Here is a 22,661-nt window from a genome sequence, read left to right on the forward strand (position 1 = left end):
ACAGGCCCACACGTTATTCGGAGTTCTGTGCATGTTCGATTTCTACCCTCAGCTCAAGGAGCGCTTTGCCGCGCTGCGCACCCGGGCCGAGTTCTTTTCGCTGCGCTATGTACGCGAGTCCGGGCAATACCTGTCGGTACGCAAAAACGTCGCAGAACCTCCTTCATTCAGTCACGACCAGGGCGCCATGCTCACGGTGCGGCTCAAGGGTGTCGAAGCCTACGCTGCCACCAATGACCTGTCGCAAACCGGCCTGCAGGCTGCCCTGGAACGTGCCGAAACCCAGGCGCAACTGATTGCCGCCCACGCCCTGCTCGATCTGAGCCAGGAGCCGGTGGCCCAGGGCCACGCCGACTACTTTTCACCCAATCTTGATCAGGCCTTCCCGTCACTCAACGAGTGCTTTGAGCTGCTCGGCGCCGAATCAGCGGCCGTACCAAAAGACCCGCGGCTGGTGAGCTGGGACGTGTCCCTTGGCCTCAATCACGTCGAGCAAATCTATCTCAACAGCGCAGGCGCCGAGTTGCGCCGGGCACAGCGTTTTGTCTACCCGGGCATGAGCGTCACCGCCTATGACGGCAACGACAGCCAGAGCCGCAGCCTGGGCCGCGAGAACTTCGGCCAGCAAGGCGGCGCCGATGTGATCAGCCGCTGCGGGCTGATCGGTGCCGCCCCCAAGGTCGCCGATCAGGCCCTGCAATTGCTGCTGGCAGCCAATGCACCGGCTGGCAAGCGCGACTTGCTGCTGATGCCCGACCAGATGATCCTGCAAATCCATGAATCCATCGGTCACCCGCTGGAACTGGACCGCATCCTCGGCGACGAACGTAATTACGCGGGCACCAGCTTCGTCAAGGCCAGCGACTTTGGCAGCCTGCAGTACGGCTCCAAACTACTGAACGTAACCTTTGACCCCGATATCCCGGAGCAGTTGGCCAGCTACAGCTTTGACGATGATGGCACCCCGGCGCGCAAGGAATTCCTGATCCGTGAAGGCTTGCTGCTGAAGCCTTTGGGCGGCGCGCTGTCGCAGTTCCGCTCGGGCCTCGACGGTGTGGCCAACAGCCGCGCCTGCGGCTGGAACCGGCCGCCGATTGACCGCATGGCCAACCTCAATATCGAACCGGGCGACCAGTCGATGGCACAACTGGTCGGCGGCATCGAAAACGGCATCCTGATGGCCACTAACCGTTCCTGGTCGATTGACGATGCACGCAACAAGTTCCAGTTCGGTTGCGAGTGGGGCCAGTTGATCGAGAATGGCGAACTCAAGGGCGTGGTGAAAAACCCCAACTACCGGGGCATATCCGACCAGTTCTGGCGCAACCTCAGCGCCGTGGGCGACGCCAGTACCTTTAAGGTGCTGGGCACGCCCAACTGCGGCAAGGGCGAGCCCAACCAGGTGATCCGCGTAGGCCATGCATCGCCTGCCTGTGTATTCAGTAATATTGACGTGTTTGGAGGTGATGCCTGATGAGTACCCCATTGAGTCAGGCCGAACAGTTCAAGGCGTTGGTGGGGTGGTTGGGCAAGGCGATCCGCACGCCCGAGCAATTTACACTGGGCTATAACGCCGAAGCCTCGGAATTTATCCGTTTCAACAAGGGCAAGGTGCGTCAGGCCGGGCTTGTGCAGCAGGCCAGCCTGAACCTGAAACTGATCAACGACGGCCGCCACGCTGATGTCAGTATCACCCTGGCCGGTGAGCCGGATGTCGACAGGCAACGCCTGGCCGATGCCTTGCAACAACTGCGCGACACCCTGCCATTGCTGCCCGCTGACCCGTATCTGCTGCTCAACCCGCAGCCGTGGCACAGCCATAACGTGCAGGACCAGCCGCTGCCGGACACCGCCCGAGTACTGGAAGAAATCCGCAGCGCGTCCAAGGGCGTCGATCTGGTCGGTTTTTATGCCAGCGGCCCGATCAGCTACGGCTATGCCAGCTCCGAAGGCGCGTTTGGCTGGCATCAGGCCAATAGCTTCAACTTCGACTGGAGCCTGTTCCACAGCAACGGTCAGGCGGTCAAAGCCAGCTATGCCGGGGCTGACTGGGACAGCGAACGTTTCGCCCAGCGGATGCAACTGGCCCGCGAACAGTTGAGTTTTCTCGATCGTCCGCTGCATGCCCTGGCCCCCGGCGAATACCGCGCCTACCTGGCCCCGGCAGCGCTGGAAGAAGTGATGAGCATGCTCTGCTGGGGCGGGTTCTCGGCGCAGGCGCTGGCGAGCAAATCCAGCCCCTTGCAGAAGCTGTATGGTGGTGATGCGCAACTGAGCCCGCTGGTGTCTTTGGACGAGCAGGTCAGCCAGTCCCTGAGCCCGGCGTTTTCCGACGAAGGTTACCAACGCCAGGACTTGGCGTTGGTCAAACACGGCAAGGCCAACCAGCAACTGGTGGGCTCGCGCAGCGCTGCCGAGTATGGCCTTGAGGTTAATGGCGCGCCGTGGGGCGAGGCGCCGAGCGCACTGGCGATGGCGGCGGGCACGCTGGAACAGGCCGATATCCTCAAGCAGTTGGGCACCGGGCTGTATATCAGCAACCTGTGGTACCTGAACTACTCGGACCAACCGGCGGCGCGCCTGACCGGCATGACCCGATTTGCCACCTTCTGGGTCGAGAACGGCGAGATAAAGGCCCCGGTCAACACCATGCGGTTTGATGACAGCGTCTATAGTCTGCTGGGTTCACAACTCGAAGCGCTAACGGTGGAGCGTGAATTGTTGCTGTCGGCCAGTACCTACGACCAGCGCCAGACGGCGTCGAATCTGCTGCCGGGGGCGCTGGTCAAAAAGCTCACATTGACGCTGTAGGCATCGCCACTGAACAACTGTGGGAGCGGGCTTGCTCGCGATAAAATCGACGCGGTTTTCCTGAAAAAACCAGGCGCCTGCATCGCGAGCAAGCCCGCTCCCACAGGGGGATTTTCGATAGTTTATAAAAAGAGGTCCTATGCCCGTACGCCCGGTTCTAAGCCCTGAAACCCTGCGTTGGCTGCCGTGGGTGGTGGCCATCGCGTTTTTCATGCAGTCGCTCGACGGCACCATCCTCAACACCGCCCTGCCCGACATGGCCCGCGACCTCGACGAAAACCCGCTGCGCATGCAAGGTGTCATCGTTGCCTATATGCTCACCGTGGCCCTGCTGATCCCCGCCTCGGGCTGGATCGCCGACCGCTTCGGCACCAAAAAAATCTTCTTCGGCGCGATCCTGCTGTTCAGCTTTGGCTCGCTGCTCTGTGCCCTGTCCGGCACCCTCAACCAGTTGATCGGCGCACGGATCATCCAGGGCCTGGGCGGTGCCTTGATGTTGCCCATCGGGCGGCTGGTGGTGCTCAAGGCCTATCCGCGCTCGGAACTGGTACGGATCATGGGCTTTATCACCATCCCCGGCCTGCTTGGCCCGCTGATCGGCCCCACCATGGGCGGCTGGATGGTGCAGTACCTGAGCTGGCACTGGATCTTCCTGATCAACCTGCCCGTGGGCGTCCTTGGTTGCTGGGCGGTGTGGCACTTTATTCCGGACTTGCGCGGCAGCGAACGCACCCGTTTCGATGGGCTGGGCTTTGTGTTGTTTGGCGCGGCCATGGTGTTTATCACCATTGCCATGGAAGGCCTGGGTGAACTGCATATGCCGCATCTGCGGGTGATGTTGCTGCTGTTCGCCGGAATGGCTTGCCTCGCAGCGTACTGGCTGCGCGCAGGTAATATCAGCAACCCGCTGTTTTCCCCGGTGTTGTTTAAAACCAAGACCTTTGCCGTGGGCATTCTGGGCAACCTGTTTGCTCGCCTGGGCAGCGGCGCCCTGCCGTTTCTGGTGCCCTTGCTGCTGCAAGTGGCGCTAGGCTACTCGCCGTCACAAGCGGGGATGAGCATGCTGCCGCTGGCCGCCGCCGCCATGCTGGCCAAGTGGGTTGCCCGGCCGCTGATCGAGCGTGCGGGTTATCGCACCGTGCTCACTGCCAACACCTTTGCCCTGGGCCTGATGCTGGCCAGCATGGGCCTGGTCACCGAACACACGCCTTACCCGTTGTTGCTGGGGATGCTGGCCGTGTTGGGGGCGATCAACTCATTGCAGTTCACCGCCATGAACACCGTGACCCTGATCGACCTCGACGACGCCAGCGCCAGCAGCGGCAACAGTTTGCTCTCGGTAGTGGCGCAATTATCCTTGAGCCTGGGCGTGGCCTGCGCCGGTGCCCTGCTCGGCGGTTTTACTGGGGATGGCGGCACCGACGGGGTGGACACGGTCCTCGGCGCGTTCCAACTGACCTTCCTCACAGTGGGAATCATGGCCATGCTGGCAGCGGCGATTTTCCTGCAACTGTCACCCCAGGACGGGCGTAAACCCAAGGCCAACTCGGAACATGAGTTGGAACATTAAGTGACTCTTTAAACAGAACTGGATGACATCTCGTCCAGAATGTTCAGGCAAAGGGCATGGGACTGGTACACTGCGCGACATTTTGTTTTGCAGGCCAGTCCCGTGACCACCATTGCCACCGCTTTTAACACTCTGCCTCTGTCCGCCGCCATGCTGGCTAACCTCGACTCCCTCGGTTATGCCCAGATGACGCCGATTCAGGCGCAGAGCTTGCCGGTGATCCTCAAAGGCATGGACCTGATCGCTCAGGCCAAGACCGGTAGTGGCAAAACTGCCGCCTTCGGCATCGGCCTGCTGAACCCGATCAACCCGCGCTTCTTCGGCTGCCAGGCCCTTGTGATCTGCCCGACCCGCGAACTGGCTGACCAGGTTGCCAAGGAAATCCGTCGTCTGGCCCGCGCCGAAGACAACATCAAGGTGTTGACCCTGTGTGGCGGCGTCTCGTTCGGCCCGCAGATCGGCTCCCTGGAGCACGGCGCACACATCATCGTCGGTACCCCGGGGCGTATCCAGCAGCACTTGCGCAAAGGCTCGCTGGTACTCGACGGTCTCAACACCCTGGTACTCGACGAAGCTGACCGCATGCTGGACATGGGCTTCTACGACGCCATCGAAGACATCATCGTCAAAACCCCGGAGCGTCGTCAGACCCTGCTGTTCTCGGCCACTTACCCGGCCGGTATCAAGCAGCTGTCGTCCAAGTTCATGCGCAACCCTCAGCAAGTAAAAGCCGAGGCACTGCACACCGACAGCCAGATCGAACAGCGTTTCTATGAGATCTCGCCTGAAGAGCGCATGAGCGCCGTGACCAAGGTACTGGGCCATTTCCGCCCGCAATCTTGCGTAGCGTTCTGCTTCACCAAGCAGCAGGTTCAGGAAACCGTTGATCACCTGACCTCCAAAGGCATTTCGGCTGTCGGCCTGCATGGCGATCTGGAACAGCGCGACCGTGACCAGGTACTGGCGATGTTTGCCAACCGTTCGACTTCGGTTCTGGTTGCCACCGACGTTGCTGCCCGTGGTCTGGACATCGACGCCCTGGACATGGTGCTTAACGTTGAGCTGGCCCGTGATTCGGAAATCCATATTCACCGTGTAGGCCGTACCGGTCGCGCTGGCGAAAAAGGCGTGGCGATCAGCCTGGTTGCACCGTCCGAAGCGCACCGCGCCCAGGCCATCGAGCAGCTGCAAAAAGCCCCGCTGAACTGGGAAACCCTGGACACCCTCACCTCTCAAGGCGGCGCACCTTTGCTCCCGGCCATGAGCACGCTGGTGATCGGTGCCGGTCGTAAAGACAAGGTTCGCCCGGGCGACATCCTTGGCGCACTGACGGGCGACGCCGGCATCCCCGGCGCTCAGGTTGGCAAGATCGCGATCTTTGACTTCCAGGCCTATGTTGCTGTTGATCGCACCATCGCCAAGCAAGCTGCACAGCGCTTGAGCGAAGGCAAAATCAAAGGCCGCGTATTGCGCGTGCGGGTTTTGTAATAGCCCAGGCACAGCAACACCTGTGGGAGCTGGCTCGCCAGCGATAGCAGCACCTCGATGATTCAGATTTATCGAGCTGTCTGCATCGCTGGCAAGCCAGCTCCCACAGTGGTTTTAAACCCGACATTTTTTTGTGAGGACACCGCTTTGCGCTCTACCGACGTTGTGATTATTGGCGCTGGCGCCGCAGGTTTGATGTGCGCGCTGACCGCTGCCGGCCGTGGGCGCAAGGTCATGCTGATCGACCACGCCAACAAGGCAGGTAAAAAGATCCTGATGTCGGGCGGTGGCCGCTGCAACTTCACCAACATGTACACCGAACCCAACAATTTCCTCTCGCAGAACCCGCACTTCTGCAAGTCGGCCCTGGCCCGCTACACCCAGTGGGATTTCATCGAACTGGTGAGCAAGCACGGCGTGCCCTACCACGAGAAGAAACTCGGCCAACTGTTCTGCGATAACAAATCCAGCGACATCCTCGAAATGCTCCTCGATGAGTGCCACAAAGCGGGCGTGAGCCTGCACCTGGACACCTCGGTCGAGCAGATCGAAAAGACCGACAACGGCTACAGCCTCAATACCACTCTGGGGCCAATTGACTGCCAGTCGCTGGTGGTCGCCACCGGCGGGCTGTCGATTCCGACGCTGGGGGCTACCGGCTTTGGTTATCAGATAGCCAAACAATTCGGCCACACCCTGCTGCCCACACGCGCAGGGCTGGTGCCGTTTACCATCACCGACCAGCTTAAAGAGATCTGCAGCGAACTCTCGGGCACCTCGGTGGATTGCCTGGTGAGCTGCAACGATCAAAGCTTCCGCGAGAACATCCTGTTCACCCACCGCGGTTTGAGCGGCCCGGCGATCCTGCAGATTTCATCGTTCTGGAACAGCGGTGACACGGTGGAAATCAACCTGTTGCCCGACCTGGACGCGCTGCAGTGGCTGCAAACCCAGCAGGCCGAACGCCCCAACAGCGAGTTGAAAACACTGCTTGGTGAGATTTTCACCAAGAAGATGGCCAATCTGCTGGCCGAGCACTGGTTCGAGTCCAAGCCAATGAAGCAATACACCCCGGCGGAACTGGCTCAAGTGGCAGACAAACTGGCGAGCTGGAAAGTGGTCCCGGCCGGTACTGAAGGCTATCGCACCGCTGAAGTGACACTGGGTGGGGTCGATACCCGTGAAGTGTCATCCAAGACCATGGAATCGCTGAAAAGCCCCGGCCTGTACTTTGTCGGCGAAGTGCTGGATGTGAGCGGCCATCTGGGCGGCTTCAACTTCCAGTGGGCCTGGGCTTCGGGGTATGCGGCGGCGCAGTACGTCTAGTCCAGAACCGCGTCGCTGCAATCGCGAGCAAGCCCGCTCCCACAAGAACAGTGCACTACCTGTGGGAGCGGGCTTGCTCGCGATAGGGATCGTAAAAATATTTTGTATTCGATGTGACAGTGCCATTGCGCTGTCGTCTTAACTGGCTCAAGTTAGCGAATCACGAGCCAGGCACCGCCACTCCATGTCATCGAAAAGCTTTCAGCATTCCCTGCGCCGCTTGTGGGCGCTGGACAAGTTCAGTTACAGCGTCCGGGTGTTTGTCGCCCTGACCGGCAGCATGGCTTTTTGCTGGTATCAGGATGAGATGTCACTGCTGATCCCGCTGTTCCTGGGGATTATCGCCAGCGCACTGTCCGAGACCGATGACAGCTGGCAAGGCCGCCTGAACGCCTTGCTGGTGACCCTGGTGTGTTTTACCGCCTCGGCATTGAGTGTCGAGTTGCTCTTCCCCTACCCCTGGTTGATGGTCTGCGCACTGGCGCTGGCCAGCTTCGGCCTGACCATGCTCGGTGCACTCGGCGAACGCTACGGGGCTATTGCTTCCGCCACACTGATTCTGGCCGTGTACACCATGATCGGCGTCGACCAGCGCGGCGGCGAAGTGACCAATTTCTGGCATGAACCCTTGCTGCTGGTGGCTGGCGCAGCCTGGTACGGAATACTGTCGGTACTGTGGCAGGCGCTGTTCTCCAACCAACCGGTGCAACAAAGCCTGGCGCGGTTGTTCTGGGAACTGGGCCTGTACCTGAAAATCAAATCGGCGCTGTTTGAACCCGTGCGCAAGCTGGATGTGGAAGCAGGCCGACTGGAACTGGCGCGGCAAAACGGCCGGGTGGTGGCTGCACTGAACACTGCCAAAGAGATCATCCTGCACCGGGTCGGCAATACCCGACCGGGCTCCAAGCTCAGCCGCTACCTGAAGCTGTACTTTCTCGCCCAAGATATTCACGAACGCGCCAGCTCATCACACTACCCGTACAACGCCCTGGCCGATGCCTTTTTTCACAGTGACGTAATGTTCCGCTGCCAACGCCTGCTGCGCCAGCAAGGCGTGGCCTGCCAACGCCTGTCGGAGTCGATCAAGCTGCGCCAGCCGTTTGTCTACGACGACAGCTTTGCCGAAGCACTGGGCGACCTGCACGCCTCACTTGAACACCTGCGCATCCAGAGCAACCCGGCCTGGCGCGGGCTGTTGCGCTCATTGCGGGCACTGGCTGCCAACCTCGGTACCCTCGACCGCTTGCTCAGCGACGCGAGCAACCCCGACACTCTGGCCGATGCCACCGACAGCAGCTTGCTGGACCGTTCGCCGCGCAATCTCAAGGATGTCTGGTCACGCCTGCGTCAGCACCTCACGCCAACCTCGCTGATCTTTCGCCACGCCCTGCGTCTGCCGCTGGCCCTGAGCATCGGTTTTGCGATGGTGCACTGGATTCACCCAAGCCAGGGCTACTGGATCATCCTCACCACGCTGTTCGTGTGCCAGCCGAGCTACGGCGCCACGCGGCGCAAATTCAGCCAGCGCATTATCGGCACAGCCTTCGGCCTGGCCGTGGGCTGGGCGCTGTTCGACCTGTTCCCCAATCCGCTGGTGCAGTCGATGTTTGCCGTGGTCGCCGGAGTGGTGTTCTTTATCAACCGCACCACCCGCTACACCTTGAGCACCGCAGCCATCACTCTGATGATCCTGTTTTGCTTCAACCAGGTGGGCGACGGTTACGGGCTGTTCCTGCCGCGCCTGTTCGATACCCTGGTGGGCAGCGTGATTGCCGCTGCGGCGGTATTCCTGTTCTTGCCGGACTGGCAGGGCCGTCGCCTCAATCAGGTGTTGGCCAATACCCTGAGCTGCAACAGCCAGTACTTGCGCCAGATCATGCAGCAATACGCCCAAGGCAAAAGCGACAGCCTGGCTTATCGGCTGGCACGGCGTAACGCCCACAACGCCGATGCGGCGCTGTCGACCACACTGGCCAATATGCTGATGGAGCCGGGGCACTTCCGTAAGGATGCCGACATGGGCTTCCGCTTTCTGGTGATGTCCCACACCTTGCTCAGCTATCTGTCAGGCCTGGGCGCGCACCGTGATACCGAATTGCCTGCGCAAGTGCGCGAGCAGTTGATTGAAGGGGCCGGGAGCAGGATTGCCGACAGCATCGACCAGATCGCCCAAGGCCTGGCTGCCAAGCAGGCGGTAGCGGTGCAGAGTGACGAGGAAGAAACCCTGGCCAACGAGCTTGAGCAAATGCCGGACGAGATCGATGAAAACCAGCGTCTGGTACAAACCCAGCTGGCACTGATTTGCCGTCAGCTCGGGCCGTTGCGCACCCTCGCCGCGCATTTGGTCAAGGCACCTTAGGCCTTGGCTACGGCGCCTATCACGCCTACTATCGGGTCATAGACTCCCCCACAAGGACAAGACCGTGACCACCGACTGGCTGTGCAAACACCACAACGACCTGGGCAAGGAACAGCTCTACGCCATTCTCGAACTGCGTTCAAAGGTCTTCGTCGCCGAGCAGAAATGCGCCTATCAGGACGTCGACGGGCAAGACCTGACGGGCGACACCCTGCACGTGATGGGCTGGCAGGACGACCAATTGGTAGCCTACGCCCGCATCCTCGATCCTGAATCCCAGGGCGGTGATGTAGTGATTGGCCGCGTGATCGTTGCCGTCGAGGGCCGCGGACAAAAGCTTGGGCATACCCTGCTGGAAAAAGCCCTGGAAAACATCGAAGAGTACTGGTCGGGGCAGCCCGTATTTCTCTCAGCCCAGGCGCACCTGCAACCCTTCTATGAGCAGCACGGGTTCAGCGCCCAGGGCGAGATCTACCTTGAAGACAATATCCCGCATATCGGCATGCGCCTGGCGTCTCAGGGGTAACCCAGCACCTGCTTGATCTGCACCAGATGCTCACTGACCCAGTTCTGGTCGACCGGGCCCCAGCTGCGAATCAGATAGCGCCCGGCATGGTTACGGGCGCCATCCTGCTGTTCGAACTCACAGACGATATCCAGATCGGCCAAGGCCGCGATGGTGTCCTGAGCGGTACGACGCGGCATGCCGGTGACTTCGGTCAAGGCAGGCACGCTGCTGGCGGTCTGGCTATCAATCAACCAGGCCACATACAAACGCCGGTAAAAGCTGCTTTTGGTTTTGCTGACTTCCATACAGAACTCCATTCAGGTGCTGCGAGAAACCTGTAGTCGCTGCCGCAGGCTGCGATAAGGGCCGCAGGACCTTCGATTGTTATTCCAAAACACGAGGGGCGCTACGCACCCCATCGCAGCCTCGTACCTCGACAGCGACTACAAGTCACGCAAGGTGAGGTACACCCGCAGGTCAAATTCCAGCTGGTGATAACCCGGCAACATATGCTCGCACAGTTTGTAGAACGCCTTGTTGTGGTCTGACTCCTTCAGATGAGCCAGTTCATGGACCACGATCATCTTCAGAAACTCGGGCGCCGCCTCCTTGAACAACGAGGCCACACGCAGTTCCTTCTTGGCTTTGAGCTTGCCACCCTGGACCCGCGAAATGGCGGTGTGCAAACCCAGCGCACGGTGGGTCAGGTCGAGCTTGTTATCAAACAGCACCTTGTCAAAAGACGGGGCATTGCGCAGGTATTCCTGTTTGAGCTCCTGAGCATAGGCATACAGGGCCTTGTCGCTTTGCACTGCGTGACGCTGTGGATAACGCTCGCTCAGGTAACTGCCCAGTTGGTCGCGCTCAATCAATTGGCGCACCTGCTCTTGCAAGGTCTGGGGGTAAGCCTGGAGGTATTTGAGAACAGTCATGGGGTGCCAACGCACAGCGTAAAAGTGCGCCAGTGTAGCGAATTCGATCCTCAGGCGCCCATGTCAGACTTTTACGCCGTCAAAAGGCAGACGTTTCTGAGAAAGCGCGATGCCCACAAGCGTTGCTTGCAGGCTGGAAAGTCTCAAGGCTATCTTCACCAGTCGCCGATGATCCCCGTGGAAGAGACATGAAAAAGACGACGCCCGACGATCCAAAAGCAAGCCGCACGCCCCGTGATGATCATCAGCACGATGAGGCCACCCGCCGTATTCTCGACACCCTGCTCCAGGCTCCGCCGGTTTCCCTCGACAGCCTCAAGCCCACCCAGGCACACAAGATAAGTGCCAAATCACCTTTTGCCGTGTTGCCCGATATTCGCGCAATAGAGGCTTTGTCCCATGCCTGGCTGATGCTCAAGAGCGCAGAAGAGGTGTCGGATGAAATCACCGTCCTTGCCAGTGGCATAGAGCGCGGGCTGGTGTGGTCGCTGGTGCATCCGGTCGAGATGTCCCGCTCGCTGGTAGAGGTGCTGCTCAGGGCCAATGGCGTAGACCCGGAACACATAAAGGCACAGCCCTCAACCTGACGCGCACAAAAAAGCCCGCATCGCTGCGCAATGTTGCCCACCTAAGCGATTTCTGCCTCTGTGGGAGCGGGCTTGCTCGCGATGGCCTTCAGAGCGCCGCATTTACTCAGTAAATACGCGTCATCGTTAACGACCATCGCGAGCAAGCCCGCTCCCACCCGGTCTTAGTTGACCTTGGCGTTCAGCTCACCTTTGAGGTAACGCTGGTACATGGCTTCCAGAGAGATCGGCTTGATCTTCGAAGCATTACCGGCAGTACCGAAGGCTTCGTAACGAGCGATACACACGTCACGCATGGCCGTTACGGTTGCGCCGAAGAACTTGCGCGGGTCGAACTCGCTCGGGTTGGTAGCCATCAGGCGACGCATGGCGCCAGTCGATGCCAGACGCAGGTCGGTGTCGATATTGACCTTGCGCACGCCGTGCTTGATGCCTTCAACGATTTCTTCTACCGGCACACCGTAGGTTTCTTTGATGTCGCCGCCGTACTCGTTGATGATCGCCAGCCACTCTTGTGGAACAGACGACGAGCCGTGCATCACCAGGTGAGTGTTAGGAATGCGCTTGTGGATCTCTTTGATCCGGTCGATAGCCAGCACGTCACCGGTAGGTGGCTTGGTGAACTTGTAAGCACCGTGGGAAGTACCGATGGCAATGGCCAGGGCATCCACTTGCGTGCGCTTGACGAAGTCAGCAGCTTCTTCCGGGTCGGTCAGCATCTGGCTGTGGTCCAGAACGCCTTCTGCGCCGATGCCGTCTTCTTCACCAGCCATGCCGGTTTCCAGCGAACCCAGGCAACCCAGCTCGCCTTCAACCGAAACACCGCAAGCGTGCGCCAGGGCAACAGTTTGCTGAGTCACGCGAACGTTGTAGTCGTAGTCGGTCGGAGTCTTGCCGTCTTCACCCAGCGAGCCGTCCATCATTACCGAGCTGAAGCCCAGCTGGATGGAGCGTTGGCACACGTCAGGGCTGGTGCCGTGGTCCTGGTGCATGCACACCGGGATATGCGGGAATTCTTCGATTGCAGCCAGGATCAGGTGACGCAGGAATGGAGCACCTGCGTACTTGCGCGCACCGGCCGAAGCCTGAACGATCACCGGGGAGTCGGTCTTGTCAGCGGCTTCCATAATGGCGCGCATCTGCTCAAGGTTGTTTACGTTGAAGGCTGGAACGCCGTAGCCGAATTCGGCGGCGTGGTCCAACATCTGGCGCATGCTGATAAGTGCCATTGTGAGTGTCTCTCCCGGACAAGGGTCGTTAATCGTGCAAGCCTGCCGTAGCGGCGGCTGCTATTCAAGTTATTGCAGATCGGGGGTTGTGCCCCATTCTGCCAATTCGATTTAGCTGAAACGTTACAGCCTCAGCGCTGGCAGCCCACACTCCTGTGGGAGCTGGCTTGCCAGCGATGGCATCAATGCGGTGTATCTTGGGAAATTTGTTGCCTGCATCGCTGGCAAGCCAGCTCCCACAAAAGACCTACGGGCACCCACGCTCCTGTGAAGCCTTGGGCGACTCGTATTTCTCCAGCGCCTCAGGCCCTGAGCGTTTATTGACCAGCGGTACGCTTTGCGCCTGCCAGTCCGCCTGGTAGCAACCACTTTCTTCAGGGGTTGCTGACTCGGGCGTCGGCTTGTTCGAGCTGGCGCAACCGGCCAAAAAGCCCGCGATCATCAACAGCGGTAACAACTTGACCATGTCCATGCTTCCTTTCAGGGCCTGAAACACCTTCAGGCTTTGGCGCGGCTTTCCAGGATTTCAACGGCAGGCAGTACCTTGCCTTCAACGAACTCAAGGAATGCGCCACCACCGGTGGAGATGTACGAAATTTGATCAGCAATGCCGTACTTGTCGATCGCAGCCAGGGTGTCGCCACCGCCAGCAATCGAGAACGCCGAGCTGTCAGCAATTGCCTGGGCCAGCACCTTGGTGCCGTTGCCGAACTGGTCGAACTCGAATACACCCACCGGACCATTCCACAGAATAGTCTTTGAAGACTTCAGCAGCTCGGCGAAATGCGCAGCGGTTTGCGGACCAATATCCAGAATCATGTCGTCGGCAGCCACATCAGCAATCAGCTTGACGGTGGCAGCAGCGCTTTCAGCGAATTCCTTGGCCACTACCACATCAGTCGGCAAAGGCACGTTGACCTTGGCGGCGATAGCGCGGGCAGTTTCCAGCAGATCAGGTTCGTACAGCGATTTACCTACCGGGTGACCGGCAGCGGCCAGGAAGGTGTTGGCGATACCGCCACCCACGATCAGCAGGTCGCAGATCTGGCTCAGGCTGTTAAGCACTTCCAGTTTGGTCGATACCTTGGAGCCGGCAACAATCGCTGCCATCGGCTTGGCCGGAGCGCCCAGCGCCTTGCCCAGCGCGTCCAGCTCGGCAGCCAGCAACGGACCAGCAGCCGCAACCTTGGCAAACTTGGCCACGCCGTGGGTCGAGCCTTCAGCGCGGTGAGCGGTACCAAAAGCGTCCATCACAAACACGTCGCACAGGGCGGCATATTGCTGGGCCAATTCGTCGGCGTTTTTCTTTTCGCCCTTGTTGAAGCGCACGTTTTCGAACAGCACGATGTCACCAGCTTTGACGTCGACGCCATTGAGGTAGTCGCTGACCAGTGGCACTTCACGGCCCAGGGCCTTGCTCAGGTAGTCGGCTACAGGCTTGAGGCTGTTCTCTGCCGAGAACTCGCCTTCCGTCGGACGCCCCAGGTGCGAGCAGACCATAACCGCCGCGCCTTTTTCCAGAGCCAGCTTGATGGTCGGCAGCGAAGCGAGGATGCGCGCATCGCTGGTGACTACACCGTCCTTGACTGGGACGTTGAGGTCTTCGCGGATCAGTACGCGTTTACCTTGCAGATCGAGGTCGGTCATCTTCAACACGGTCATGGGTCGCAATTCCTGAGTTTCTAATGTTAGAGAGCGGGTTTTGGGTGGGTAACGTGCAAGTAGTGCTCTGCCACATCGATCATTCGATTGGCAAAACCCCATTCGTTGTCGAACCAGGCCAGCAGGTTCACCAGCCGGGGGCCGGAAACGCGGGTCTGGCTGGCATCGACAATGGCCGAATGCGGGTCATGGTTGAAATCACAGCTGGCGTGCGGCAACTCGGTATAGGCCAGCAAGCCTTTGAGCGGGCCGCTTGTGGCAGCCCCGCGCAGTATGCGGTTCACTTCTGCGGCATCTGTGTCGCGCGCCGTGGTCAGAGTGATGTCCAGGCACGACACGTTCAGGGTCGGTACCCGCACCGCTTTGGCCTGAATCCGGCCGGCAAGTTCCGGCAACAGGCGTTCAATACCTTTGGCCAGACCAGTAGATACCGGAATCACTGACTGGAATGCCGAGCGTGTACGACGCAGATCTTCGTGATGGTAGGCATCAATCACCGGCTGATCATTCATTGCCGAGTGAATGGTAGTGATCGACACATACTCAAGGCCAAGCGCCTGATCCAGCAAACGCAACAGCGGTACGCCACAGTTGGTGGTGCAGGACGCGTTGGACACCAGGCGTTCTGCGCCGGTCAGGCTGTGCTGGTTGACGCCGTAGACGATGGTGGCGTCGACATCGGCGTCGCTGGCCATCGGTTGCGAAAACAACACGCGGGGAGCCCCGGCATCCAGAAAACGCTGGCCGTCGGCGCGGGTGTTGTAGACGCCGGAGCATTCGAGCACCAGGTCAACGCCCAACGCAGCCCAGTCAATCCCTTCGGGGGTGGCACTGCGGAACACTTTCACGCAGTCGCCATTGATATGCAGGCAGTCGCCTTCGATCCGTATCTCACCGGGGAACCGGCCATGAGTGGAGTCGAAGCGCGTCAAATATTCGAGACTGGCCATATCGGCCAAATCATTGAGTGCAACAATTTCAAACCCGGCTTCTGCCCCTCGCTCAAACAACGCACGCAAGACACAACGACCAATCCGGCCGTAGCCGTTGAGTGCAACTTTGTAAGGACGCGGTTGAGGCATGGGGTTCTCGATTACCAAGGTGAATCCTTCACACTTTCGCGAGCAGGCTCGCTCCCACAGGGACTATGTAGATCCCTGTGAGAGCGAGCCTGCTCGCGAAGAGGGCAGCCACTTTGTTACTTAGTCTTCCAGCAGCTCGTCAGCCTGACCCAGGATATTTTCCAGGGTAAAGCCGAACTCCTCGAACAAGGCAGGCGCAGGCGCCGACTCGCCGTAGGTGGTCATGCCGATCACGCGGCCTTCCAGGCCCACGTACTTGTACCAGTAGTCAGCGTGGGACGCTTCGATCGCGATACGGGCGCTAACCTGCAGCGGCAGAACCGACTGCTTGTAGCCTGCATCTTGAGCTTCGTACACGCTGGTGCATGGCATCGACACCACACGAACCTTGCGGCCCTGCTCGGTCAGCTTTTCCCAGGCCTGAACCGCCAGACCCACTTCGGAACCCGCCGAGATCAGGATCAGCTCAGGCTCGCCTGCGCAGTCCTTGAGCACGTAGCCACCACGGTTGATATCGGCAATCTGGCCGGCATCACGGGTCTGGTGGTTGAGGTTCTGACGCGAGAAGATCAACGCGGACGGGCCGTCGTTGCGCTCCAGGGCGAATTTCCAGGCAGCTGCGGATTCAACCGCATCGGCCGGGCGCCAGGTGTCCAGGTTCGGCGTGGTACGCAGGCTGGTCAATTGCTCGATTGGCTGGTGCGTCGGGCCGTCTTCGCCCAGACCGATGGAGTCGTGGGTGAACACATAGATCACACGCTGCTTCATCAGGGCCGACATGCGGATGGCGTTGCGGGCGTATTCCATAAACATCAGGAAGGTCGCGCCGTAAGGCACCAGGCCGCCATGCACAGCGACGCCGTTCATAATGGCGCTCATGCCGAACTCGCGTACGCCGTAGTACATGTAGTTGCCGCTGGCGTCCTCAGCCGAAACACCTTTGCAGCCTTTCCAGATGGTCAGGTTGGAACCGGCCAGGTCAGCGGAGCCGCCCAGCAGTTCAGGCAACAGCGGGCCAAAGGCGTTCAGGGTGTTCTGGCTGGCTTTACGGCTGGCGATGGTTTCGCCTTTGGCTGCAACTTCAGCGATGTAGGCGTTGGCCTTGGCATCGAAGTCAGCTGGCAGTTTGCCGTTCAGGCGACGGGACAGTTCAGCAGCCAGTTCCGGGAACTCGGCAGCGTAGGCAGCGAAGCGCTTGTCCCACTCGGACTCAACCGCAGCACCGACTTCCTTGGCATCCCATTCGGCGTAGATATCAGCCGGGATTTCAAATGGGCCGTGGTTCCAGTTCAGCGCCTTGCGGGTCAGGGCGATTTCGTCGTTGCCCAGTGGAGCACCGTGGCAGTCTTCCTTGCCCTGCTTGTTCGGCGAACCGAAACCGATGGTGGTCTTGCAGCAGATCAGCGTTGGCTGGTCGCTTTTACGTGCGGTTTCGATCGCGGTCTTGATTTCTTCCGGGTCGTGACCGTCAACGTTGCGGATCACTTGCCAGTTGTAGGCTTCGAAACGCTTTGGTGTGTCGTCGGTGAACCAGCCTTCAACTTCGCCATCGATGGAGATGCCGTTGTCATCATAGAAAGCGATCAGTTTACTCAGGCCCAGAGTACCGGCCAACGAACCAACTTCGTGGGAAATGCCTTCCATCATGCAGCCATCACCCAGGAACACGTAGGTGTGGTGATCGACAACGTTATGGCCAGGACGGTTGAACTGCGCGCCCATGACTTTTTCGGCCAGGGCAAAGCCCACAGCATTGGCCAGGCCCTGACCCAACGGGCCAGTGGTGGTTTCAACGCCCGGCGTGTAGCCCAGCTCCGGGTGGCCCGGAGTGCGGCTGTGCAGCTGGCGGAAGTTTTTCAGGTCTTCGATCGACAGGTCATAGCCGGTCAGGTGCAGCAACGAGTAGATCAGCATCGAACCATGACCGTTGGACAGCACGAAGCGGTCACGGTCAGCGAACGACGGGTTGCTCGGGTTGTGCTTCAGATAATCGCGCCACAGTACTTCGGCGATATCCGCCATACCCATAGGGGCACCTGGATGGCCGCTGTTGGCTTTTTGCACGGCATCCATGCTGAGTGCACGAATGGCGTTGGCACGCTCACGACGGCTGGGCATCGCTGTTCTCCTGGGTATTGATAGATAAATCGAAACGGAAAAAAGGCGAGCATTTTCCCTCACCCACCGCCCTCGGGGCAATGACAGATAGTCAGCTGAAACGTTTTTCCTTTATTCAGGCCGCCAATCTGTTAAGGATCGGACATTTCATTTCGTTAATAAGCACATCTCACCCGACAAACGAACCATTTATCGACCAATATCAAAAAGTTTTGATATTGAACTTGCGGGGGCTTGAGCGTGTAACTAGACTGCGGCCCCATGAACTTACGTGTGCCTTCAATCCGCCATGACGATTGCGACGAGCTCTCCGCCCTGTGCAAGGCTGGAGGCGATCCGCTGCGACTCAATGTGCTGCGCGCGTTGGCCAACGATTCGTTTGGTGTACTGGAGCTGACGCAGATCTTTGCCACCGGCCAGTCCGGGATGAGCCACCACCTCAAGGTGCTGTCCCAGGCGCGGCTGGTCGCAACACGGCGCGAAGGCAACGCGATCTTTTATCGCCGCGCCCTGCCCCACACCGAACAACTGGGCGGCAAATTGCATGCTGCGTTGCTGGAAGAGGTCGATAACCTGACCTTGCCCGCCGATGTACAAGCGCGGATCAGCGCCGTACACGCCCAACGTGCAGCCGCCAGTCAGGACTTTTTCTCACGCATAGCCGAGAAGTTTCGCGCTCAACAGGATTTGATCGCCGGCTTGCCGCAATACCGGGACAGTGTTTTAACGCTGCTCGACAAACTGAGCTTCAATCCGGCGGCCACGGCCCTGGAAGTTGGCCCCGGCGATGGCAGCTTTTTGCCCGACCTGGCCCGCCGCTTCCATCAGGTCACGGCCGTGGACAACAGCCCGGTAATGCTTGAGCTGGCCCGCCAGCTGTGTGAACGCGAGTCACTGAACAACGTCAGCCTGATCCTGGCCGACGCGCTGCACGAAACACCGATCCAGGTCGATTGCGTGGTGGTGAACATGGTCCTGCACCATTTCGCTGCACCGGCCGAAGCGCTAAAGCAATTGGCAACCTTGCTGCAACCAGGCGGTAGCCTGCTGGTAACAGAGTTGTGCAGCCATAATCAGGCGTGGGCCCGTGAGGCCTGCGGTGATTTGTGGCTGGGTTTTGAACAAGATGATCTGGCCCATTGGGCCACCGCTGCGGGACTCGTTCCCGGGGAAAGCCTCTATGTAGGCTTACGTAATGGTTTCCAGCTTCAGGTCCGCCACTTTCAGCGGCCAGCTGGCGACACTCACCATCGGTAAATATTAGGAAACCGTCGAGATGAGCGAATACTCCCTTTTCACCTCCGAGTCCGTGTCTGAAGGGCATCCGGACAAAATCGCCGACCAGATTTCTGACGCGGTGCTGGACGCCATCATTGCTGAAGACAAGTTCGCCCGTGTGGCGTGCGAGACTCTGGTGAAAACCGGCGTAGCAATCATCGCAGGCGAAGTCACCACTTCGGCCTGGGTTGACCTGGAGCAGATCGTTCGTGACGTGATCACCGACATCGGCTACACCAGCTCCGACGTTGGCTTCGACGGCGCTACCTGCGGCGTGATGAACATCATCGGCAAGCAGTCCCCTGACATCAACCAGGGTGTAGACCGTGCCAAGCCTGAAGATCAGGGCGCCGGCGACCAGGGCCTGATGTTCGGCTACGCCAGCAACGAAACCGACGTGCTGATGCCAGCACCGATCACCTTCTCGCACCAGTTGGTACAGCGCCAGGCCGAAGCCCGCAAATCCGGCCTGTTGCCTTGGCTGCGCCCGGACGCCAAGTCCCAGGTGACTTGCCGTTATGAAGGCGGCAAGGTGGTAGCCATCGACGCCATCGTGCTGTCGACCCAGCACAACCCTGAAGTCTCGTACAAAGACCTGCGCGAAGGCGTGATGGAGCTGATCGTCAAGCACGTGCTGCCAGCCGAGCTGCTGCACAAAGACACCCAGTTCCACATCAACCCTACTGGTCAGTTCATCATCGGTGGCCCGGTGGGCGACTGCGGCCTGACCGGTCGCAAGATCATCGTTGACACCTACGGCGGCATGGCCCGTCACGGCGGCGGCGCGTTCTCGGGTAAAGATCCATCCAAGGTTGACCGTTCGGCGGCCTACGCTGGCCGTTATGTAGCCAAGAATATCGTGGCTGCTGGTTTGGCTGATCGTTGCGAGATCCAGGTTTCCTACGCTATCGGCGTCGCTCAACCGACTTCGATTTCGTTGAACACCTTCGGCACCGGCAAGATCTCCGACGACAAAATCATCAAGCTGGTACGTGACATATTCGACCTGCGTCCATATGCCATCACCACCATGCTGGACCTGCTGCACCCGATGTACCAGGAAACTGCAGCCTACGGCCACTTCGGCCGCACGCCGCAGACCAAGACAGTTGGCGACGATACCTTCACCACGTTCACGTGGGAGCGTACCGACCGCGCTGAAGAGCTGCGCGCTGCTGCCGGTTTGTAAGTAAAACCTGCTGCACCAAAAGCCCCGGACAGGCGACTGTTCGGGGCTTTTTGCTGTTGGCGGGCAACGCTCGGCGGATTGCTTGGGTACGGATGCTGCTAACATCCACGGTTTCGATCCGCCGAAACGCGCTTGCGTAGCGTTTTTTCAACCTTATTTAATTGTCATCTTTTGTCATGGAGCCATTTATGAAATTACTTTCACCGCTCGCCCTGTTTACTGTTTGCGGCCTGCTGGCTGCCCCGCTGATGGCCGCTGATGCCGCGCCGGAACTGACCGGTTGCGCTGCCAAGAAGCAAGCCATCACCCTGCAACTTGAGCAGGCCCGTGCCCACGGCAACAGCAACCAGGTTGCTGGCCTGGAAAAAGCCCTGAGCGAAGTGACAGCCCACTGCACCGACGCCGGCTTGCGCAAGGAACGCGAAAACAAGGTGCTGGAAGCCAAGCACGAAGTCAGCAAGCGCCAGGCAGATCTGGACAAGGCGATGAAGAAAGGCGACCCGGAAAAAATCGACAAGCGCAAAAACAAGCTGGCGGAATCGCGCAAAGAGCTGCAGGAAGCACTGAATCAGCTGGACAAGTAACAGCACCCTGTGTGGGAGCGGGCTTGCTCGCGATGGCAGCACCTCGGTGACTCAGAAGTACCGAGTTGTATTTATCGCGAGCAAGCACGCTCCCACAGAAGGCGGGCACCGCCCCACCTTAATCAGTGATTCCTGAATTCCTTGTGGCAAGCACTGCAGGTGTCTTCGACTTTCTGCACCGCAGGCGTCAGGTTGCTGGCTTTGTAGGGCTGCACCTGGCTGGCGATAACCAGCTCACCGGTAGCGGCTTCCAACTGGCGCGCCAGCTCCTGAAAACGTGCCTGCTTCTGCCAGACATCATCAGTAGCGCTGGTTTGATCGCTCTCTTTAACTTGAGGGAAATGCTTCCAAGGCTCGTGAGCCAAAGCATCAAGCTTGATTGCACCCTCGGTAAAACGCGGGCCATCGAAAGGAATGCGGCCACGCAGCATGCCGCCCAGGTCTTCGCTGGTCTTTAGCATTTGTTTGAAAATCGCTTTACGCTGGCCCAACGGCGAATCGGGATCAACCCCGCCACACGCCGTCAGCGTCAGGCAGGCCAGCAGTACAACAGTCAATCGTTTAAGAGTCATGGTGGCTTCAGGTCACGGAAATCGGTCGCCAGTATCCTCGCGTCACCTGCAAAGACCAATACCCCTATTGAATATAAGGATTGCCTGGCGGTCATCCGACCTCGGCAAACCTCGAAGGAACCTCGCTGATGAGTACATTTTTCAAGCCTCTGGCCTGGGCCTTGCCCGTTGTCATGTTGCTGGCCGGATGCAACGGCACCGACAAGGACAGCACCAAGCCCGAGCCCCACACTACCTACAGCAAGGCCGAGTGGAGTGCGTTGCCTGAGGTCACCGGCAACGACCTGCAAAGCGGTTTTGCCTCATGGCGCAGCGCCTGCACCCGGCTCAAGACCGACCCCAACTGGGGCAGCGTCTGCAGCGATGCCGCCGCCTTGCCTGCCGGCCCGAGCGTGGCCGAGATCAGCAACTTCCTGCAAAGCCACCTCGACGTGTACAGCCTGCGTTCGGCCGAAGGCAGCAGTGACGGCCTGATCACCGGTTACTACGAGCCGGTGTACCCGGGCAGTCTCAAGCCGACCCAGGCCGCCAATGTGCCGATCTACGGTGTGCCGTCCGATCTGATCGTGGTCAACCTGGACAGCATCTACCCCGAGCTCAAGGGCAAGCGCCTGCGCGGACGCCTTGAAGGCCGCGTACTCAAGCCTTACGACACTGCAGAAACCATCAACAGTAAAGGCCTGAATGCACCGGTACTGGCGTGGCTGACCGATCCGATGGACCTGCAATTCCTGCAAATCCAGGGCTCGGGCCGGGTCCAGCTCGACAATGGCCGCCAGTTGCGCATTGGCTACGCCGACCAGAACGGCCACCCGTACAAACCGATTGGCCGCTGGCTGGTCGAGCAGGGCGAGCTGAAAAAACAGGATGTGACCATGGGCACCATTCACGCCTGGGCGATGGCCAACCCGCAGCGCGTCCACGAGATGCTGGCCAGCAACCCGAGCTACGTGTTCTTCACCCAGAACCCTGACAGCAACGAAGGCCCGCGTGGCTCGCTGAACGTGCCGCTAACGGCCGGTTACAGCGTGGCGGTGGACCGCAAGGTGATTCCGCTGGGCAGCCTGTTGTGGCTGTCGACCACCCAGGCCGATGGCCAACCCATCGTGCGCCCGGTAGCGGCCCAGGACACCGGCGGCGCCATTGCAGGTGAAGTGCGGGCAGACTTCTTTGTCGGCACCGGCCCTGAAGCAGGGGCTATTGCGGGCGATATGAAACAGAAGGGCAATATCTGGCTGCTGTGGCCTAAAGGGGCGACGTTGCCGCAGTAGAACACTCTGTAGTCGCTGCCGCAGGCTGCGAAGAGGGGCGGAGCCCCTCGTTTTCTCGAAACCTCTGCAACTCCCTTCGCAGCCTTCGGCAGCGA

20 protein-coding genes are annotated in these 22,661 nt (G+C 59.6%); 12 read left to right on the top strand and 8 right to left on the bottom strand.

Annotated features, from left to right (window positions below; genetic code table 11):
• The first annotated feature begins 31 nt into the window (after positions 1-31).
• The 7 genes from ACZRMH_RS00655 (at position 32) to ACZRMH_RS00685 (ending at position 10,080) form a co-directional block, all read left to right on the top strand.
• Positions 32-1,474, top strand: a complete 1,443-nt coding sequence (locus tag ACZRMH_RS00655) for a TldD/PmbA family protein (protein ID WP_464011697.1) — start codon at positions 32-34, stop codon at positions 1,472-1,474.
• Positions 1,474-2,811 carry a TldD/PmbA family protein gene (locus ACZRMH_RS00660; protein WP_464011698.1) on the top strand — a complete coding sequence of 446 codons (1,338 nt, stop codon included), beginning with the start codon at positions 1,474-1,476 and terminating at the stop codon, positions 2,809-2,811. The genes ACZRMH_RS00655 and ACZRMH_RS00660 overlap by 1 nt, the downstream gene beginning before the upstream one ends.
• A gap of 139 nt (positions 2,812-2,950) precedes the next feature.
• Positions 2,951-4,381, top strand: a complete 1,431-nt coding sequence (gene mdtD, locus ACZRMH_RS00665; protein WP_464011699.1) for a multidrug transporter subunit MdtD — start codon at positions 2,951-2,953, stop codon at positions 4,379-4,381.
• 150 nt (positions 4,382-4,531) lie between these two features.
• Positions 4,532-5,869, top strand: coding sequence for an ATP-dependent RNA helicase DbpA (gene dbpA / locus ACZRMH_RS00670; RefSeq protein ID WP_228795946.1), 1,338 nt, complete (start codon positions 4,532-4,534; stop codon positions 5,867-5,869).
• 147 nt (positions 5,870-6,016) lie between these two features.
• Positions 6,017-7,195: a BaiN/RdsA family NAD(P)/FAD-dependent oxidoreductase gene (locus ACZRMH_RS00675; RefSeq protein ID WP_464011700.1), complete on the top strand. Its 1,179-nt coding sequence runs from the start codon at positions 6,017-6,019 to the stop codon at positions 7,193-7,195.
• Positions 7,196-7,379: 184 nt separating this feature from the next.
• Positions 7,380-9,554 (top strand): YccS family putative transporter, encoded by a 2,175-nt coding sequence (gene yccS, locus ACZRMH_RS00680; protein ID WP_464011701.1) that lies wholly within the window; start codon positions 7,380-7,382, stop codon positions 9,552-9,554.
• A gap of 64 nt (positions 9,555-9,618) precedes the next feature.
• On the top strand, positions 9,619-10,080 hold the full coding sequence (locus ACZRMH_RS00685; protein WP_464011702.1) for a GNAT family N-acetyltransferase: 462 nt from the start codon (positions 9,619-9,621) through the stop codon (positions 10,078-10,080).
• Here ACZRMH_RS00685 and ACZRMH_RS00690 read toward each other — a convergent pair.
• Both ACZRMH_RS00690 and ACZRMH_RS00695 read right to left on the bottom strand, forming a co-directional pair.
• Entirely contained in the window at positions 10,071-10,367 is a 297-nt protein-coding gene (locus tag ACZRMH_RS00690) for a winged helix-turn-helix domain-containing protein (protein WP_464011703.1), read from the bottom strand. The two genes, ACZRMH_RS00685 and ACZRMH_RS00690, sit on opposite strands and share 10 nt — an antisense overlap.
• Positions 10,368-10,505: 138 nt before the next feature.
• Positions 10,506-10,994 (bottom strand): YgjP-like metallopeptidase domain-containing protein, encoded by a 489-nt coding sequence (locus ACZRMH_RS00695; protein WP_464011704.1) that lies wholly within the window; start codon positions 10,992-10,994, stop codon positions 10,506-10,508.
• A gap of 188 nt (positions 10,995-11,182) precedes the next feature.
• Between ACZRMH_RS00695 and ACZRMH_RS00700 the strand changes: the two genes are divergently transcribed.
• Entirely contained in the window at positions 11,183-11,581 is a 399-nt protein-coding gene (locus ACZRMH_RS00700) for a hypothetical protein (protein WP_464011705.1), read from the top strand.
• A 164-nt stretch (positions 11,582-11,745) separates the two neighbouring features.
• Here the strand turns inward: ACZRMH_RS00700 and fba are convergent, their stop codons facing one another.
• From fba to tkt, 5 genes are all read right to left on the bottom strand, one after another.
• Positions 11,746-12,810, bottom strand: a complete 1,065-nt coding sequence (gene fba, locus ACZRMH_RS00705) for a class II fructose-bisphosphate aldolase (protein ID WP_016782491.1) — start codon at positions 12,808-12,810, stop codon at positions 11,746-11,748.
• Between the two features lie 247 nt (positions 12,811-13,057).
• The gene (locus ACZRMH_RS00710) at positions 13,058-13,276 is read right to left on the bottom strand and encodes a hypothetical protein (RefSeq protein WP_464011706.1); all 219 of its coding nucleotides are present in this window, start codon (positions 13,274-13,276) and stop codon (positions 13,058-13,060) included.
• Positions 13,277-13,308: 32 nt separating this feature from the next.
• Complete coding sequence (locus ACZRMH_RS00715) at positions 13,309-14,472, bottom strand: phosphoglycerate kinase (protein WP_464011707.1); 1,164 nt, start codon at positions 14,470-14,472, stop codon at positions 13,309-13,311.
• Between the two features lie 26 nt (positions 14,473-14,498).
• Positions 14,499-15,554 carry an erythrose-4-phosphate dehydrogenase gene (epd, locus tag ACZRMH_RS00720; protein WP_464011708.1) on the bottom strand — a complete coding sequence of 352 codons (1,056 nt, stop codon included), beginning with the start codon at positions 15,552-15,554 and terminating at the stop codon, positions 14,499-14,501.
• Positions 15,555-15,674: 120 nt separating this feature from the next.
• Positions 15,675-17,672 (bottom strand): transketolase, encoded by a 1,998-nt coding sequence (gene tkt / locus ACZRMH_RS00725; protein ID WP_464011709.1) that lies wholly within the window; start codon positions 17,670-17,672, stop codon positions 15,675-15,677.
• A gap of 261 nt (positions 17,673-17,933) precedes the next feature.
• Between tkt and ACZRMH_RS00730 the strand changes: the two genes are divergently transcribed.
• The 3 genes from ACZRMH_RS00730 (at position 17,934) to ACZRMH_RS00740 (ending at position 20,723) form a co-directional block, all read left to right on the top strand.
• Positions 17,934-18,929, top strand: a complete 996-nt coding sequence (locus ACZRMH_RS00730) for an ArsR/SmtB family transcription factor (RefSeq protein ID WP_464011710.1) — start codon at positions 17,934-17,936, stop codon at positions 18,927-18,929.
• 19 nt (positions 18,930-18,948) lie between these two features.
• Positions 18,949-20,139 carry a methionine adenosyltransferase gene (metK, locus tag ACZRMH_RS00735; RefSeq protein WP_095037191.1) on the top strand — a complete coding sequence of 397 codons (1,191 nt, stop codon included), beginning with the start codon at positions 18,949-18,951 and terminating at the stop codon, positions 20,137-20,139.
• Between the two features lie 188 nt (positions 20,140-20,327).
• Complete coding sequence (locus ACZRMH_RS00740; RefSeq protein ID WP_464011711.1) at positions 20,328-20,723, top strand: DUF1090 domain-containing protein; 396 nt, start codon at positions 20,328-20,330, stop codon at positions 20,721-20,723.
• A gap of 122 nt (positions 20,724-20,845) precedes the next feature.
• Here the strand turns inward: ACZRMH_RS00740 and ACZRMH_RS00745 are convergent, their stop codons facing one another.
• Positions 20,846-21,295, bottom strand: coding sequence for a c-type cytochrome (locus ACZRMH_RS00745; RefSeq protein ID WP_464011712.1), 450 nt, complete (start codon positions 21,293-21,295; stop codon positions 20,846-20,848).
• Between the two features lie 128 nt (positions 21,296-21,423).
• Between ACZRMH_RS00745 and mltA the strand changes: the two genes are divergently transcribed.
• Entirely contained in the window at positions 21,424-22,566 is a 1,143-nt protein-coding gene (gene mltA / locus ACZRMH_RS00750; protein WP_464011713.1) for a murein transglycosylase A, read from the top strand.
• Positions 22,567-22,661 lie beyond the last annotated feature (95 nt).

It is taken from the genome of Pseudomonas sp. B414, from assembly GCF_055408445.1.

What these genes read in the sequence shown, in the direction of transcription:
- ACZRMH_RS00745 (WP_464011712.1), bottom strand. Translation starts at nt 21,295, where the DNA reads ATGACTCTTAAACGATTGACTGTTGTACTGCTGGCCTGCCTGACGCTG.
- yccS (WP_464011701.1), top strand. Translation starts at nt 7,380, where the DNA reads ATGTCATCGAAAAGCTTTCAGCATTCCCTGCGCCGCTTGTGGGCGCTG.
- ACZRMH_RS00715 (WP_464011707.1), bottom strand. Translation starts at nt 14,472, where the DNA reads ATGACCGTGTTGAAGATGACCGACCTCGATCTGCAAGGTAAACGCGTA.
- ACZRMH_RS00730 (WP_464011710.1), top strand. Translation starts at nt 17,934, where the DNA reads ATGAACTTACGTGTGCCTTCAATCCGCCATGACGATTGCGACGAGCTC.
- ACZRMH_RS00740 (WP_464011711.1), top strand. Translation starts at nt 20,328, where the DNA reads ATGAAATTACTTTCACCGCTCGCCCTGTTTACTGTTTGCGGCCTGCTG.
- epd (WP_464011708.1), bottom strand. Translation starts at nt 15,554, where the DNA reads ATGCCTCAACCGCGTCCTTACAAAGTTGCACTCAACGGCTACGGCCGG.
- fba (WP_016782491.1), bottom strand. Translation starts at nt 12,810, where the DNA reads ATGGCACTTATCAGCATGCGCCAGATGTTGGACCACGCCGCCGAATTC.
- ACZRMH_RS00710 (WP_464011706.1), bottom strand. Translation starts at nt 13,276, where the DNA reads ATGGTCAAGTTGTTACCGCTGTTGATGATCGCGGGCTTTTTGGCCGGT.
- ACZRMH_RS00700 (WP_464011705.1), top strand. Translation starts at nt 11,183, where the DNA reads ATGAAAAAGACGACGCCCGACGATCCAAAAGCAAGCCGCACGCCCCGT.
- mdtD (WP_464011699.1), top strand. Translation starts at nt 2,951, where the DNA reads ATGCCCGTACGCCCGGTTCTAAGCCCTGAAACCCTGCGTTGGCTGCCG.
- mltA (WP_464011713.1), top strand. Translation starts at nt 21,424, where the DNA reads ATGAGTACATTTTTCAAGCCTCTGGCCTGGGCCTTGCCCGTTGTCATG.
- ACZRMH_RS00655 (WP_464011697.1), top strand. Translation starts at nt 32, where the DNA reads ATGTTCGATTTCTACCCTCAGCTCAAGGAGCGCTTTGCCGCGCTGCGC.
- ACZRMH_RS00690 (WP_464011703.1), bottom strand. Translation starts at nt 10,367, where the DNA reads ATGGAAGTCAGCAAAACCAAAAGCAGCTTTTACCGGCGTTTGTATGTG.
- dbpA (WP_228795946.1), top strand. Translation starts at nt 4,532, where the DNA reads ATGCTGGCTAACCTCGACTCCCTCGGTTATGCCCAGATGACGCCGATT.
- metK (WP_095037191.1), top strand. Translation starts at nt 18,949, where the DNA reads ATGAGCGAATACTCCCTTTTCACCTCCGAGTCCGTGTCTGAAGGGCAT.
- tkt (WP_464011709.1), bottom strand. Translation starts at nt 17,672, where the DNA reads ATGCCCAGCCGTCGTGAGCGTGCCAACGCCATTCGTGCACTCAGCATG.
- ACZRMH_RS00660 (WP_464011698.1), top strand. Translation starts at nt 1,474, where the DNA reads ATGAGTACCCCATTGAGTCAGGCCGAACAGTTCAAGGCGTTGGTGGGG.
- ACZRMH_RS00695 (WP_464011704.1), bottom strand. Translation starts at nt 10,994, where the DNA reads ATGACTGTTCTCAAATACCTCCAGGCTTACCCCCAGACCTTGCAAGAG.